This window comes from Sulfitobacter guttiformis, from assembly GCF_003610455.1.
In the GTDB taxonomy this organism is placed as follows: Bacteria; Pseudomonadota; Alphaproteobacteria; order Rhodobacterales; family Rhodobacteraceae; genus Sulfitobacter; species Sulfitobacter guttiformis.
This window is the reverse complement of the sequence record NZ_RAQK01000001.1, coordinates 2,471,808-2,486,686: the sequence shown is the minus strand read 5'-3', so window position 1 is coordinate 2,486,686 and position 14,879 is coordinate 2,471,808. Positions and strand designations below refer to the sequence as shown.

Below are 14,879 nucleotides of genomic sequence, written 5' to 3'. Positions count from 1 at the left end.
GCGGCGTGACAAAACCGTTAATCCTCGCGTTCGATACCGCCGCTGCACATTGTGCGGCGGCGATTGTTTGTGGTGACAATGTTATCGCAAGCGCGGTCGAGCCTATGGCAAAAGGTCAGGCAGAAAGACTGCTTGTTCTCGCTCAAGAGCTTTTGGCGCAATCCGGCCTCCGTATGGGCCAGCTCGGTGCGATCGGTGTGGGCGTTGGCCCGGGAAACTTTACTGGCATCCGCATCGCAGTATCGGCTGCGCGCGGTCTTGGATTGGGCCTTGGCATTCCTGCGGTAGGCGTAAATGCATTCGATGCCCTGCACCTTGGTGCGCAGGGACCGTGTCTGTGTACCGTTGACGCGCGTCGCGACATGGTGTTCGCGCAGGGCTTTCACACTGAGCATCTGCCTGCGCCTGTTCTTATCCCGCTTGCAGAACTGCCCGAAAACCTGCCTGTTATCGGTGCTTTCGGCATTGCCCCGAAGCATAGCGTAGCAGAGGCCATCGCCCGCATCGCCGCCACGCGTTTGACGGAGCACCAGCAGCCGCCCGCCCCGCTTTATCTGCGTGCGGCCGATGCCGCTCCGGCACGCGATACACCACCGCAGATCATTCCGTGACTCCAACCGAGATGTCCCTGATCCATCATGCGGCCTTTGTGAAGGAGCGTGGATGGAGCTTAGCGGAACTGACCTCGCTGCTCGCGCAGCCTTACATCGCGGCCTTTACCGTAATGGGCGGTTTTGCCCTCACGCGCACGGTGGCGGGAGAATCAGAATTATTGACCCTTGCGGTCAGTCCTGCGTACCAGCGGCGCGGTATCGCACGGGATTTGATGGCGCAGTGGATCAACGCCGCGCAGACATCTGCCGACACTGCGTTTCTCGAAGTTTCAGCAGATAATTATGCAGCCATAAATCTCTATGAAAAGCATGGCTTCGCCAATTGCGGCCTGCGAAAAGCCTATTATTCGCGCAAGGATTCACCTTCGGTAGATGCATTGATAATGAACCGCCCACTTACGCAAGGTTAACGCCCGCCCCAAGGCACGGCCAAGCCCGAATCAGGTTGACCCCACACGCGTCCCCGCCGACTATTTGGCCAGCACCGTGCCTCGCACGGTTCTGGGCGCGGGCCGGAAGTGCCGCCGCCCCAATGATATAAAACTGGGAGAGACCTATGACCCTCATGACCAAATTCCTTGGCGCTGCTGCTGCTACCGCCCTTAGTGCCGGTGCCGCATTAGCAGAGCCTGCCCTGATCTTTGATCTGGGTGGCAAGTTCGACAAATCATTTAACGAGGCAGCATTCGCTGGCGCGCAGCGTTGGGCAGAAGAGACAGGCGAGACATTCCGCGAGATCGAGCTTCAGTCAGAAGCTCAGCGCGAGCAGGCACTGCGTCGCTTTGCTGAAGCTGGTTCCAACCCAATTGTTATGACGGGTTTTGCGTTTGGTGATGCGTTGGGTCAGGTCGCACAAGACTATCCCGAGACCGATTTCGTGATCATCGACATGGTCGTAGAGCAGCCAAACGTCCGTTCCGTCGTATTTAACGAACATGAAGGATCCTACCTCGTTGGCATGCTGGCTGCCCAAGCGTCGAAAACCGGCACTGTCAGCTTTATCGGAGGCATGGACATCCCGCTCATTCGTAAATTTGCTTGCGGCTACGCCCAAGGCGCAAAAGCGGTAAACGCGGACATCAACGTGGTCGCGAATATGACAGGCACAACACCCGCCGCGTGGAATGATCCTGTAAAAGGCTCGGAGCTGACAAAGGCGCAGATCAGCCAGGGTTCGGATGTCGTATTCGCCGCAGCAGGCGGCACAGGTGTTGGCGTTTTGCAAACTGCCGCTGACGAATCCATCCTGTCGATCGGAGTGGACTCAAACCAGAACTATCTACACCCCGGCAAGGTTCTGACGTCGATGCTCAAACGCGTCGACAACGCTGTATATGAGGCATTTACCGACGGTCCTGGTATGGAAAAAGGATTTAATGTCATGGGCATCGCAAATGGCGGTGTCGGCTATGCGATCGACGAGAACAACGCCGATCTGGTGAGCGCTGATATGCAGGCCATGGTCGATGATGCTGCGGCAAAAATCACTTCCGGTGAGCTGATGGTTCATGACTACATGTCCGATGACAGCTGCCCAGCGCTGACATTCTAAAGCGCTCCACAAGAAGACGGGGCCGCGTTGACAATTCAGCGCGGCCCCATTCTATTAAAACTCCCTGTTGGCAGCAAAAGCTGTGTTCAGGCGTGAAGGATGCACCCGCATGACCGCAAATTCCGCCCCCGCGATCGAACTCAAAGGCATTTCCAAAGCTTTTGGTCCCGTGCAGGCCAACAAGGATATTTCAATACGCGTAATGCCGGGTACAATTCACGGCATTATCGGAGAGAATGGCGCAGGAAAATCCACCCTGATGTCGATCCTCTACGGGTTCTACAAAGCGGACCGAGGCGAAATTTTCATCAAGGGCAAGAAAACCCAGATCCCCGACAGTCAGGCCGCGATTGCGGCAGGAATCGGGATGGTGTTCCAGCATTTTAAGCTGGTCGAGAATTTCACGGTGCTCGAAAATATCATTCTGGGAGCCGAGGATGGTCGATGGCTCAAACCCTCTATCGCCAAGGCGCGGCGCACGTTGTTGGAACTTGCCGCCGATTATGGCCTGAACGTTGAGCCGGACGCTCTCATTCAGGACATTGGCGTAGGCATGCAACAGCGCGTCGAGATCCTCAAGGCGCTGTACCGTCAGGCCGATATTCTTATTCTGGACGAGCCTACAGGGGTGCTGACACCTGCAGAAGCCGACCAGTTGTTCCGCATCTTGAGCCGCCTGCGCGCTGAAGGGAAAACGATCATTCTGATCACCCATAAATTGCGCGAGATTATGGACACAACCGACACCGTCAGCGTAATGCGCCGCGGCGAGATGACGGCGACAGTCAAAACCTCGGAGACATCCCCTGCAGAACTAGCCGAGCTGATGGTGGGTCGTAAAGTACTGCTGCGTGTCGACAAAACCCCTGCCCAACCCAAAGAGGTGGTGCTGGACGTGAAAGATCTGCGCGTACACGACGACAAAGGCGTAGAGCGTCTTAAGGGGATCAGTCTGCAGGTCCGCGCGGGCGAAGTGCTGGGCATCGCAGGTGTCGCAGGCAACGGCCAGTCTGAGCTGCTGGAGGTCTTGGGTGGCTATGCCGATGGTACGGGCAGTGTCATCGTCAACGGCCAGCCGCTGGACCTCACAGGTAAATATTCGGATGGACAGTCGCGCCGCGCCCGCGGCATAGCCCATGTTCCCGAAGACCGCCAACGCGAGGGGCTGATCATGGAATTCTCTGCATGGGAAAACGTAGCATTCGGCTATCACCATGATCCGGCCTACCGCTCGGGTATCTTGATGAATAATGCGGCCATCCGCGAGGACACGGAAGGTAAAATGGCGCGGTTCGACGTGCGCCCGCCAGATCCCAAGCTCAGCGCTAAAAACTTCTCCGGCGGCAACCAGCAAAAGATCGTACTGGCCCGCGAGATCGAACGGAATCCGGATCTCCTTCTCATAGGACAACCCACACGCGGCGTTGATATCGGCGCAATCGAATTTATCCACCAGCAGATCATTGCCCTGCGTGACAAGGGCAAGGCCGTGCTGCTGGTCAGTGTCGAGCTGGACGAGATCATGGCCCTGAGTGATCGGATCGCCGTAATGTTCGACGGTAATATTATGGGCGAACGGTTACCCGCGCACACAAACGAAAAAGAGTTGGGCCTGCTGATGGCGGGGATTACCGATACCGATGCGCCCCACAGCGTGGCGGAGATAGAGCATAACCTTGCACATGCGGGCGACGGGGAGGCGAAATAGATGGATTTGATGCCAAAGTGGGCAGAGGTGATCCTCGTGCCGCTCATATCGCTTTTTCTCGCCGCTGTATTATCGGCGCTGGTTATCCTTGCCATAGGTGAGGACCCTGTAGCGGCTGTTAAAATGATGGTCACAGGAGCCCTCGGCTCGACTTATGGTTGGGGCTACACCCTGTATTACGCGACTAACTTCATGTTCACGGGGTTGGCGGTTTCCATCGCGTTTCACGCTCGTCTGTTCAACATAGGCGGCGAGGGTCAGGCTGCGCTGGGAGGCCTTGGTGTCGCACTTGCCTGCCTCTATATTCCGTGGCCACACTGGTCTCTGGCGTTGGTGGGGGCAGCCGTTGCAGCAGGTCTCTTCGGGGCGGCATGGGCTGCCATCCCCGCCTATCTTCAGGCCAAGCGTGGCAGCCACATCGTAATCACGACGATCATGTTCAATTTCATCGCCGCCTCGCTGCTTAACTATGTTCTTGTGAACATGCTCCGCCCAAAAGGATCCATGGACCCCGCCACGGAGCGGTTTCCCGAGACAGTCCACCTGCCCACCTTGCATGATATGTTGGCTCCGATCGGGATAGAGTTTTCCCGCGCCGCGCCCGCGAATGTCTCGCTTTTGGTGGCGGTCGCTGCTTGCGTATTTTTATGGTTCCTGATCTGGCGCACGAGGCTGGGCTACGAGATCCGCAGCTTTGGAAATTCTGAATCCGCCGCGAGATATGCGGGAATGCCACCGGTCAAAATCATTATGGTCACTATGGTAATTTCTGGTGCGCTCGCCGGAATGATGGCCATTAACAATGTGATGGGCGAAGCCGAGCGTCTGGTACTAAATTCCGTCGAGGGGGCAGGATTTATCGGTATCGCTGTAGCACTGATGGGGCGCTCGCATCCATTGGGGGTTTTCATCGCGGCAATCCTGTTCGGGTTTCTCTATCAGGGTGGTGCTGAGCTTGCACTCTGGACTTCAATCCCACGCGAGTTGATCGTGGTGATCCAGGCCCTGGTGATCCTGTTCACCGGAGCGCTCGATAATATGGTACGCATGCCACTCGAGCGGATCTTTCTTGCTGCCCGACTGCGCCGCAGCGAGCCCAAGCCTGAACGCAAGGAGGTCTGAGCTATGGATATGTATCTCACTCTGATCCAACTGCTGGATTCCACCGTGCGGCTTGCCACGCCCCTACTTCTGGCCTGTCTTGCGGGCCTGTATTCAGAGCGTGCGGGAATTTTTGATATCGGGCTCGAAGGTAAAATGCTTGCCGCTGCGTTTTTCTCTGCAGCAATTGCTGCGATGACCGGCAACGTCTGGATCGGCCTTCTGGCGGGTATAGGTGCATCGCTGGCTCTCAGCGCAATCCACGGTATCGCTTCGATTACCTTTAGGGGAAACCAGCTTATCTCGGGTGTTGCGATTAATTTTCTCGCGGCAGGCCTGACTGTTTTAATCGCCCAAGCGTGGTTCAAACAGGGGGGGCGGACACCCTCGCTCATCGGGAAGGGCCGGTTCGAGCCGATCACCCTGCCGTTTGCCGACTCGCTGCAAAATGTGCCGATACTTGGTCCGCTTTATTACGAGCTGATCTCGGGCCATTCGATCCTTGTTTATATCGCCTTTGCTGCCGTCCCGTTCACATGGTGGCTGTTGTTCCGGACGCGCTTCGGTCTGCGCTTGCGGGCTGTTGGCGAAAACCCCGCAGCGGTCGATACCGCCGGTGTCTCCGTTGTCGGGCTGCGTTTTGCCGCTGTTGGGATCTGTGGCATCTTGTGCGGCATCGCAGGGGCTTATCTAAGCACTGCACTTCAGGCCGGCTTCGTAAAGGATATGTCGGCAGGGCGCGGCTTCATCGCCCTCGCCGCGCTTATTTTTGCCAAATGGCGGCCATGGCACGCGCTTTATGCAACCTTGCTTTTCGGTCTATTTGGCGCGCTCGAAACGCGCCCCGACATCATTGAACAGGTCATCGGTATGAAAGTACAGGGTCAGCTCCTTGCCGCCCTTCCCTATGTCATGACCGTGATCATCCTCGCAGGTTTTGTGGGCAAAGCCATTCCGCCCCGCGCGGGAGGGGAGCCTTATGTCAAAGAAAGATAAGGCCAGATGACCCCGATTTATAAGTCCTCTATGTTAGATCATTGATTTTGAAAGCACCGCAGCCTAAGGACGATTATGCAAATTTACCTGCCCATTGCCGAAGTATCGGTTAACGCGTTCCTTTTGTTGGGATTGGGCGGAATTGTCGGCATTTTGTCGGGAATGTTTGGCGTGGGCGGCGGATTTTTAATGACGCCGCTGCTGTTTTTCATCGGCATACCACCTGCCGTGGCAGTTGCGACCGAGGCAAACCAGATTGTAGCCTCCTCCTTCTCGGGGGTCCTTGCGCATTTCAAGCGTAAGACAGTCGATCTCAGGATGGGCACCGTGCTGTTGATTGGCGGTCTCGCCGGTGCGGCGCTTGGCGTGATGGTGTTCAACTATCTCAAGGCACAAGGGCAGGTCGATCTGCTCGTCAAGCTTTGCTACGTGCTGTTCCTTGGCGTTATAGGCGGACTGATGTTCTTTGAGAGCCTCAATGCCATTCGCAACGTTAAAAAGGGCAAGGCGCCCAAGCGCAAGAAACACAACTGGATCCATGGCCTACCGCTTAAGATGCGGTTTCGCGTGTCAGGGCTGTACATCTCTGTAATTCCACCGCTGATCGTCGGCGTATTGGTGGGTATTCTGGCCGCGATTATGGGTGTCGGGGGCGGCTTTATCATGGTGCCAGCAATGATTTATCTGCTCGGCATGCCGACAAAGGTCGTGGTGGGGACATCGCTGTTCCAGATTATTTTCGTGACCGCCTTTACCACGATGCTTCACGCCACAACAAATTATACAGTCGACATTGTTCTGGCAGTTCTACTGCTGGTGGGCGGGGTAATTGGCGCGCAGATCGGTACCCGTATCGGAGTCAAAATGAAGGCCGAACAATTGCGCATTCTTCTTGCGATCATGGTCCTCGCCGTGTGTGGCAAGCTGGCGCTGGAATTGCTCCTGCAACCCTCCGAGCTTTATTCAATTGCGGCAGGGGGCCACTGATGCGCGGCCTGATTTTATCCGCCGTACTGTGCATGTCCGGGATCTGCGCCCAAGCAGAAGAGATCGTGCTGGGCCTGAGCAGCGATACCGTGTCTATCAATACTAATTTCGACGGCTCCGAAATTCTGATATTTGGCGCAATCAAGCGCGATGCCCCCATCCCTGACGAGCCGCGCATGCAGGTTATAGTGACCGTATCAGGCCCGTCAGAACCTGTAACCGTGAGGCGCAAAGAAAAGAAGTTCGGTATCTGGGTGAACACGGACGCCGTCGAGATCGACAGCGCGCCGGGTTTTTATGCCATCTCGACCAGCAGCCTGCTGGGCCTGTCACTAAGCGAGACCGAGGATGTCCGTCATCGCATTTCGATACCGCGCGCCATCCGCTCCGTCGGGGCGCCTGCGAACATCGCCAACAGTGAGACCTTTACCCAAGCACTTATCCGGATCAAATCACGGTCCAACCAGTACCAGCTCAACGAGGGTACCGTAAGCGTGGACGACCAGACGCTCTTCCGGACCTCTATCGCCCTGCCCGCAGCGTTGACTGAAGGCGACTACCAGACGCGGATCTTCCTGACCCGTGGCGGTGCAGTGATCGCACAATACGAGACAAGCATTTACGTGCGCAAGGTCGGCATGGAACGGTGGCTCTTCACCCTGAGCCGCGAACAGGCTTTTCTCTACGGTCTGCTATCGCTTGCTATTGCAATCTTTGCGGGCTGGGGCGCATCTGCGATCTTTAGTGTATTCCGCCGTTAACGCACCCTTTTTACGCCCTGCTCAGCCACGGCCCAGATAGGGCATTTTTGTCGCCATAACAGTCATAAACGGCACATTTACCGTCAGCGGTAGCTGCGCCATATGCAGCACCGATGCAGCCGCGTGGCCTACTTCCATTGTGTGCATGGCCGGATTGCCAGCCTTGAGGTCTGTCACGATCGCGCTTTCGGCATTGCCGATATCGATCTGGCCCGCCGTGATGTCAAAGGGCCTTCCGTCCAGTGCCAGTGATTTGGTCAACCCTGTAATCGCGTGTTTGGTCGTTGTATAGCAGACCGAATTTTCCCGCGGCGTATGCGCCGAAATTGACCCGTTGTTGATGATCCGCCCGCCCTGCCCCTGCTTGCGCATCGCGCCAAAGGCCAGCCGCGCCGCGATGAACATACCATTGAGATTGACGCCCAGCACTTGCGCCCAATCCTCTAGGGCGATCTCGTCGATCGGCGCAGACGGGCCGAACATGCCCGCATTGTTGAACAGCACATCTACCGTGCCGAAATCGTCAAATGCCTCTGCCATCTTTACCGCATCGGTCACATCGGCAGGCAGGGCAACCGCGTGCGCATATCCATGAGCAAGCTCTTCCAGCATCTCGGCGCGGCGGGCAACCAGCCCTACGCGCCAACCGTTTTGTAAAAACATCTCTGCCGTGGCCCGTCCGATCCCGGAACTGGCCCCTGTAATCAGAATCGACTTCATCCGAATTCCTCCTCGGGTGCATCAAGGGTAAGCGCTGCCGCTGGGACAGCCTTTAGATCATCGACCGTCAGGGCATAGGTGGGCGTCGACAACCGGTTCCGTACCACCCAGATCAACCGGTTTTGCGCACGGGTAATCGCAACATAGGCAAGGCGCTTCCACAATGGTTGGCCCGCCTCTACACGTCCCATGCGCGCCGCCACAAACAAATCGGGCGCGAACACCTGTACCGTGTCCCACTGGCTACCTTGGGCTTTGTGGATCGTTACCGCTGCGCCGTGCAGGAACGTGGCGCCCATGCGTGCCGCAAACGGGATGAACGGTTCTTCTTCGTCCGGCTTTTCAATTTTCACAATGCTTGCTGCACTTACCTGCGGGTCTTCTGCGCCCATCACATGCAAGCGCGAAAACCCCGGTTTCCGCCCAGCCCCCAAGTAGACGACCTGTGCCCCCTTGATGAGACCGCGCGCCTCCAGATCAAGCCTCTTTTTGCGGTGCTTTAGCGGCAGCTCAATTCCGTCACATATCAACGGCTCCCCTTCTGCTAGTGCATCCTCGGGCGCGCCATGTACGCGACGAAATGCGTTGATCAACCTGATCCGCGTTGCATTGCGCCAGACCAGCACGGGACTGCGTGCCATCAGATCAACCTGGACGCGCTGCCCCCAAACCACACGCTCGTCGCGCTTGGACGCATCCTCGACCATTCGCTCGAACTGTTGAAAATCAATCTGCGGATCGGCAAGGGCATGGGCAAGATCAAGGATCGGGTTGTCTGCCTCCTGCCGGAAAATCCGGTTGAGGTTCATCACGCGTTTTTGGGGCAGCTTCTCGAACACCATCGTACCCGATTGGCCTACGGGAGCCAGCTGCGCCGGATCGCCGAACAGCAAAAGCGTCGGAAAAATTTCCTTTAGATCTTCGAATTGCCGGTCGTCCAGCATTGAGGATTCATCAACAAATCCGATATCGAGGGGCTCTTCGCGTCGTTTCCAGCCGGTAATAAAATCACTGCCCCGCAGACCCGCAGCCGCCAGCGCGCCGGGAATGGACTTATTGCCTTGAAAAAACGCATAGGCACGATCAAGGGCAATTTCGGTTAAACCTTCAACATCCACAGGACGCTCCCCGTTTCCGGCCAGCCATTCGGCGATACGCTCGTATTCGGGGTCATAAACTGGGGTATAAAGGATGCGGTGGATGGTGGTGGCGGGAACCCCGCGCAGACGTAGAACGCTCGCTGCTTTATTAGTCGGTGCGAGGATGGCCAGTGTGCGCTTGTCTTTGCGCTTTTTGCTCTCGTAATCTCCGGAAACCACATCGACACCGGCGTTTTCTAGCGCCTTGTAGAGCTCCGCAAGCAGGAGCGTCTTACCAGATCCGGCCTTTCCGGTCACCGCCATCACCTGATGCTTGCTTCCCTTCGGCGGCATCAGCAGATCATCTTCAAGGCTGATGCCCGCTGTCTTCAGCATTGCACCAACCGCATCAAATGCGGCAGCCTGATCGTCGGAATAGATAAGTTCTGTGCTCATGCGGGCACATTAGGCGTGCTGGCGCGCAGGGGCCAGAGCCGTTCAGGCGCTTGCTGCAAATTCCGTCATAGGAGCGTCACCAAAAGCGTCGGCGAACCACGCACGGCTCAGAGCGGGCGATATCCCTGCGCGCTGCGCTACACGCGCTTGCGCTTGTGCCTCGAACGTCCACAAACCAACGCTTATTTGCTCGCGTCCTGTGCCGATGCTGCCCAACACCTCCGGTGAAGACCCTACGCGATTGTAAATCCGAACCATGCGCGCATCAAAAACACCGACGAAATGGCGCACCCCAAACCCGTTCATCAATTCCCCACCGCCCAGCATCAGCGCCGCAGCGACATGTGCGCCTTGCCCGGGCGCCATGCAAAACCGGGTACATTCCCAGATGAGTGGACTACAGATAGGTGCGGATGCCAGATGGCTAAAGTGGTCGTTAACCATCACTGGGCCAGTTGTCGGTAAGAACCGCGTCGAGCCGCCGTGTCCGCCCTCGGGCGTCTCCCAAATCACATAAAGCGGATTGAGCGCGTCATATTCATCTCGTTCGTGCCCCTGCGCATCGACATTCACATCCCAGCCGAGGCGCGTATGAAACTGAGCTGCGCGATGTCTAAACATCTCGTCTGCCAGGCGTGGATGTTGGTCGAGTTGATCAGCATAAAGATAACGCAGCATTCGAAGGCTCCCCGTAGCATCATAATGATGTCACAAGCCTTAGCTGCCGTTTGGTTAACGCCGTTCAATCGCGGCGTGCGATCATCGGCGCAGATACGCAACGCGCCACAATCCGCATCTAGATTACGATAAGACCGCGGCTGAGCGCACGGGCGACTGCATGCGTGGTGTTCAACGCGCCCAGTTTGAAACGCGCGCTTTCAATATAAACGCGCAAGGTATGCTCGGAAATCGACAGGGAGTTGGCCACTTGGGCACGGCTATATCCAATGGCCAGAAGGGTCATCGCGTCGATTTCGCGTGGCGACAGGGGTTGTTGCTGACCGGGTTGGCGGCCCGGCTCAAACTCCAGCGCTTTTTCATTGAAATAATGCGCGATCAGGATGAGGTCGCGTCTATGCTCGACGGTGAAGCTCTCCCAGATATCATCATCACAAGAGTGATTGACCGTAAACATCGCAAATTGGCCGTTTGGTCCACGGATGGGTATAGAAAACCCCTGATTGCCTACCCCGTACTCAGCAGAAACCTTGAGAAATTCGCGGGCGGCCTTGCTTGACCAGTCGAGTTGTTTCCAATCGACTGGATGAAACCTCTGGAAGCAGCCCTGCACAACAGGATCTATTCGGAGATAGTTTTCTTCGAGATACTTTTGCTGCCACTCTGGTGAATAGGTGCCACAGCCATATTGATCACCGCTCGAGTCCACCCAATGATACACCAAGTGATCCACGGCGTAATAGTTGCGTAATTCGTCCGAGACGATCTGCATTCCGTCAAGCGTTACCGCCTGTTCCAATGCGGACAATATGCCCTCTAATTTGTTCCGTTTGTCCAACATCACGCCGCTCTGCGGACCTCGCATCTTTTGAGGCGAACTCAGCCGTAGCAATCAGCGCAGTATCATCAAGCTGCTCCGCCAACTTCGGCAGATCGTTAGCTTCGGCAAAACTGCGCAAATCGGCGAGAACGTCTAAAATCCAATCACTTCTCACCGATTGTCCCTCCTAGATGGTTAACGGTTCGTTAATACAATCATAACATGTGCCAAAACGATGCCACAATTCGCATATTCCAACTCCCCAGATATAGCGAGAGGGACAATCATAAGGCATTGATCGCATTAATCCCGTTTCAGAAACGTAAACGCCCCGCGAACCGAACAAACGATTCGCGGGGCGTTGGGTTAATTCAATGACCGCAGGCTGTACTTACTTGCCCGCGTCGAGAGCATCCTCAAAAGTCCGTAGTCCGGTTTTGGGCGCCTGTACCAATACGGCCATGTTGCCGGGTTTATGTTCGTTGCGCATCATTTTCATATGCGCCAGCGGCAGATCGTTCCATGAGAATACTTCCGACATACAAGGATCCAAACGCCGCTCTAGCATCAGCTTGTTGGCTGCTGACGCCTGCTTGAGGTGGGCAAAGTGAGATCCCTGCAAGCGCTTCTGGTGCATCCACATATAGCGCACGTCGAATGTACAGTTGAAGCCGGTCGTGCCCGCACAAATCACAACCATCCCGCCCTTCTTCACCACCAGTGAGGATACAGGAAACGTGCTTTCGCCCGGATGCTCGAACACCATGTCAACGCTCACGCCTTTGCCGGTGATGTCCCAGATCGCCTTGCCGAATTTACGCGCTTCTTTGAGCCAAGCATTATACTCGTCCGTATTGACGGTTGGCATTTGCCCCCAGCAGTTGAAATCCTTGCGGTTGATCACACCCTTAGCACCCAGATCCATGACAAACTGGCGCTTGCTCTCGTCACTGATGACTCCGATGGCGTTCGCACCGGCTGTATTGATCAACTGGATCGCATAAGAACCCAGACCACCCGAGGCCCCCCAGACCAAAACGTTCTGTCCGGGCTTGAGGTCATGCGGTTCATGTCCGAACAGCATGCGATAGGCTGTGGCGAGGGTCAGCGTATAACAGGCGCTTTCTTCCCATGTCAGGTGCTTTGGTCGCGGCATCAACTGCTGGCTTTGGACGCGCGCGAACTGCGAAAAAGAGCCGTCGGCCGTCTCGTAACCCCAAATGCGCTGGGTCGGCGAATACATCGGGTCCCCGCCATTACACTCCTCGTCGTCGCCGTCATCCTGATTGCAATGCACTACGACCTCGTCACCGACCTTCCAGCGCGTGACCTTGTCACCCACTGCCCAGACGATGCCCGCGGCGTCGGATCCGACAATGCAGTATTCCTGCTTGTGCACATCAAACGTCGACATCGGCTGACCCAGCGCCGACCAAACGCCGTTGTAGTTCACACCCGCCGCCATCACGAGGATCAGAACGTCCTGACTGTCCAGCGTGGGGACATCGACAACCTCCTTTAGCATAGCCTTGTCAGGTTCGCCGTGGCGTTCGCGGCGGATTACCCAGCCATGCATTTTCTTCGGGACATAGCCCATGGGCGGCATCTCACCCATATCGTAAAGGTCCTTTTCAGGTGCTTCGTAATGCGCGATCGTCGTATCCGGTGCCATGTCGCCCTCCTGCGGGAATAATCTGTGCCGCAGTGCGGAATCGCGGCGACTGCGCCCTGATTACGCAGCGCTGCGCAACATTGCAACCACTAGGGTGTCAATTTTGTAATTTTATGACCCAGCAGGTGCAGAAAGATCGTTTGCAGTCGCAGCATCAATCCCATGAGGTCCCTCGGGGAGGTAATGCGCAATGGAGTTGGCATAAAACTGTGTCGCGATCTCCTGACCTGCCATTATATGCCACACTCCATTGCGCAGCTCGATCAGGCCGTGCTGTGCCATGTGCATACAGGCAGCTGTCACTTCCATCGCGATCTCGCTCATGTCAATCACAACGCTTTTAGCCGGAAGCGTCGACGCCAGCACCTGTACCGCTTGCTCGAGCGCAGGGGCGGTCAGTGGCCCCTGCCCGCGCAGTACTGTGGCAACCAGGGGTACACCCAACACCGGCATCACGGCCTCGATGCGTGCCATTAAAAGCTGGGACAAGGCATCGACATTCTCGACTTTTCCATAGCTGCGCAAGCTTATCGGCTCGCCGAAAGCCACCGCCGCCGTTCCAAAGCGCGTGTCATGCCCCCGCAACCGGCGCCAAAACTTACGCACTATAAATGCCACCACCACCGATATGCGTGCCCCGAACCGCCGGTCACCACGTTCGTGTGCGGCCATCAGCACGCGATCCTCCAACACGCGGTCATAGTTGATTGCCACAGGCACAAAAACGATATCGCGGGCGCCTTCGGGATCAAACCCGTCGACGAGATAGCTCAGCAATCCCACCTTTGGCGGTTGCAATTTACCGGTCAGGCTCAGCCCGCCTTCGGGATAAAACGCCTGAGTATCGCCGCCGTTTGTCGCCATTTGCACGTAGCGCGACAAAACTTTGCGATACAGGGATCCGCGCGAGCGGCGGCGGATAAAGTATGCCCCCCACATCCGGATCAGCGCTGACAGGGGCCAGACCCGCGCCCACTCTCCCACTGCATAAGACAGGGTCGAGGTTTTCGACGCCAGATAGGTCACCAACACATAATCCATATTGCTGCGATGGTTCATTACAAAGACCGGCGTGGAATTTTCTGGAATGGCCGCAAATACGCCGTCGTTTTGCGCGGCGGTGCGGATACGGTAAACACTTTCCGCGACCACCTTGGCCAGCCGCATCGCAAAACTGAAGTACGCAAACGCAGAAAAGCTCGGCACGATCTCGCGGGCGTATTCACGTGCTTTCTGGAATGCAACGTTATCAGGCACTTTGTTCTTTTCAGCATAAAGCGCGATTTCGCGTGATACCTCGGGATCATAAATCAGCCGCTGGATCATGTCGTGCCTGCGCGCCAGCTTAAAGGGCTGTATCGGGCGTTTAAGCCGCACATTGAGCCTGTCTACGGCTTTTTCAAACCGGCGCCGGAAGAACCAGCGCACCGAGGGCAGCAAAAAGTGGCTTAGCGCCGTTACCGCTGCGAACAGCAATATCAGCGCAAAAAGCCACAGAGGGAGGGTCACTGTATGCGTCATCTCCGATATCCTTGCAGCGCAAACCCGTAAGAACAACATGTAACGCGTCGAAACACCGTCACCTATGACCAAATTCACACTGTCAAAGAAAATGCAAAAGCCCGCCTGCACCGCCGTATCCCGACAGGGTGCCACAGTCGGTCGCAGTCAGCCGATCCCCCTTCTCCGGATAACTTACATGCCGCAACGCAGCGAATTGACACGACATGAAAGT

14 protein-coding genes are annotated in these 14,879 nt (G+C 56.4%); 8 read left to right on the top strand and 6 right to left on the bottom strand.

Annotation, left to right across the window (positions count from 1 at the left end; translation table 11 throughout):
- Positions 1-5 precede the first annotated feature (5 nt).
- The 8 genes from tsaB to C8N30_RS12045 all read left to right on the top strand — a co-directional run bounded on the left by tsaB (position 6) and on the right by C8N30_RS12045 (position 7,719).
- Positions 6-611 (top strand): tRNA (adenosine(37)-N6)-threonylcarbamoyltransferase complex dimerization subunit type 1 TsaB, encoded by a 606-nt coding sequence (gene tsaB / locus C8N30_RS12080; protein ID WP_025061232.1) that lies wholly within the window; start codon positions 6-8, stop codon positions 609-611.
- Positions 608-1,024: a GNAT family N-acetyltransferase gene (locus tag C8N30_RS12075; protein WP_025061231.1), complete on the top strand. Its 417-nt coding sequence runs from the start codon at positions 608-610 to the stop codon at positions 1,022-1,024. Before tsaB ends, C8N30_RS12075 begins: the two co-directional genes overlap by 4 nt.
- A 146-nt stretch (positions 1,025-1,170) precedes the next feature.
- Entirely contained in the window at positions 1,171-2,166 is a 996-nt protein-coding gene (locus C8N30_RS12070) for a BMP family lipoprotein (protein ID WP_025061230.1), read from the top strand.
- A gap of 109 nt (positions 2,167-2,275) precedes the next feature.
- Positions 2,276-3,874, top strand: coding sequence for an ABC transporter ATP-binding protein (locus tag C8N30_RS12065; RefSeq protein ID WP_025061229.1), 1,599 nt, complete (start codon positions 2,276-2,278; stop codon positions 3,872-3,874).
- A complete protein-coding gene (locus C8N30_RS12060; RefSeq protein WP_025061228.1) occupies positions 3,875-4,996 on the top strand; it encodes an ABC transporter permease in 1,122 nt (373 codons plus the stop codon).
- Positions 4,997-4,999: 3 nt separating this feature from the next.
- Positions 5,000-5,971 (top strand): ABC transporter permease, encoded by a 972-nt coding sequence (locus tag C8N30_RS12055; RefSeq protein ID WP_025061227.1) that lies wholly within the window; start codon positions 5,000-5,002, stop codon positions 5,969-5,971.
- A gap of 75 nt (positions 5,972-6,046) precedes the next feature.
- A complete protein-coding gene (locus C8N30_RS12050; RefSeq protein ID WP_025061226.1) occupies positions 6,047-6,958 on the top strand; it encodes a sulfite exporter TauE/SafE family protein in 912 nt (303 codons plus the stop codon).
- Complete coding sequence (locus tag C8N30_RS12045) at positions 6,958-7,719, top strand: TIGR02186 family protein (protein WP_037967783.1); 762 nt, start codon at positions 6,958-6,960, stop codon at positions 7,717-7,719. Before C8N30_RS12050 ends, C8N30_RS12045 begins: the two co-directional genes overlap by 1 nt.
- 21 nt (positions 7,720-7,740) lie before the next feature.
- On the opposite strand, the gene C8N30_RS12040 is transcribed toward C8N30_RS12045, so the two are convergent.
- From C8N30_RS12040 to C8N30_RS12010, 6 genes are all read right to left on the bottom strand, one after another.
- Positions 7,741-8,439, bottom strand: a complete 699-nt coding sequence (locus C8N30_RS12040) for an SDR family oxidoreductase (RefSeq protein WP_025061224.1) — start codon at positions 8,437-8,439, stop codon at positions 7,741-7,743.
- Positions 8,436-9,974 (bottom strand): ATP-dependent DNA helicase, encoded by a 1,539-nt coding sequence (locus tag C8N30_RS12035; protein WP_025061223.1) that lies wholly within the window; start codon positions 9,972-9,974, stop codon positions 8,436-8,438. Before C8N30_RS12035 ends, C8N30_RS12040 begins: the two co-directional genes overlap by 4 nt.
- A 42-nt stretch (positions 9,975-10,016) precedes the next feature.
- Positions 10,017-10,652, bottom strand: coding sequence for an acyl-homoserine-lactone synthase (locus tag C8N30_RS12030; RefSeq protein ID WP_025061222.1), 636 nt, complete (start codon positions 10,650-10,652; stop codon positions 10,017-10,019).
- Between the two features lie 118 nt (positions 10,653-10,770).
- Complete coding sequence (locus C8N30_RS12025; protein ID WP_037967781.1) at positions 10,771-11,493, bottom strand: helix-turn-helix transcriptional regulator; 723 nt, start codon at positions 11,491-11,493, stop codon at positions 10,771-10,773.
- Positions 11,494-11,863: 370 nt separating this feature from the next.
- A complete protein-coding gene (gene ccrA / locus C8N30_RS12015) occupies positions 11,864-13,144 on the bottom strand; it encodes a crotonyl-CoA carboxylase/reductase (RefSeq protein ID WP_025061219.1) in 1,281 nt (426 codons plus the stop codon).
- A 111-nt stretch (positions 13,145-13,255) separates the two neighbouring features.
- A complete protein-coding gene (locus C8N30_RS12010) occupies positions 13,256-14,665 on the bottom strand; it encodes a 1-acyl-sn-glycerol-3-phosphate acyltransferase (protein ID WP_025061218.1) in 1,410 nt (469 codons plus the stop codon).
- Positions 14,666-14,879: the final 214 nt, after the last annotated feature.

What these genes read in the sequence shown, in the direction of transcription:
- ccrA (WP_025061219.1), bottom strand. Translation starts at nt 13,144, where the DNA reads ATGGCACCGGATACGACGATCGCGCATTACGAAGCACCTGAAAAGGAC.
- C8N30_RS12055 (WP_025061227.1), top strand. Translation starts at nt 5,000, where the DNA reads ATGGATATGTATCTCACTCTGATCCAACTGCTGGATTCCACCGTGCGG.
- C8N30_RS12045 (WP_037967783.1), top strand. Translation starts at nt 6,958, where the DNA reads ATGCGCGGCCTGATTTTATCCGCCGTACTGTGCATGTCCGGGATCTGC.
- C8N30_RS12065 (WP_025061229.1), top strand. Translation starts at nt 2,276, where the DNA reads ATGACCGCAAATTCCGCCCCCGCGATCGAACTCAAAGGCATTTCCAAA.
- C8N30_RS12050 (WP_025061226.1), top strand. Translation starts at nt 6,047, where the DNA reads ATGCAAATTTACCTGCCCATTGCCGAAGTATCGGTTAACGCGTTCCTT.
- C8N30_RS12010 (WP_025061218.1), bottom strand. Translation starts at nt 14,665, where the DNA reads ATGACGCATACAGTGACCCTCCCTCTGTGGCTTTTTGCGCTGATATTG.
- C8N30_RS12040 (WP_025061224.1), bottom strand. Translation starts at nt 8,439, where the DNA reads ATGAAGTCGATTCTGATTACAGGGGCCAGTTCCGGGATCGGACGGGCC.
- C8N30_RS12070 (WP_025061230.1), top strand. Translation starts at nt 1,171, where the DNA reads ATGACCCTCATGACCAAATTCCTTGGCGCTGCTGCTGCTACCGCCCTT.
- C8N30_RS12030 (WP_025061222.1), bottom strand. Translation starts at nt 10,652, where the DNA reads ATGCTGCGTTATCTTTATGCTGATCAACTCGACCAACATCCACGCCTG.
- C8N30_RS12060 (WP_025061228.1), top strand. Translation starts at nt 3,875, where the DNA reads ATGGATTTGATGCCAAAGTGGGCAGAGGTGATCCTCGTGCCGCTCATA.
- C8N30_RS12025 (WP_037967781.1), bottom strand. Translation starts at nt 11,493, where the DNA reads ATGTTGGACAAACGGAACAAATTAGAGGGCATATTGTCCGCATTGGAA.
- C8N30_RS12035 (WP_025061223.1), bottom strand. Translation starts at nt 9,974, where the DNA reads ATGAGCACAGAACTTATCTATTCCGACGATCAGGCTGCCGCATTTGAT.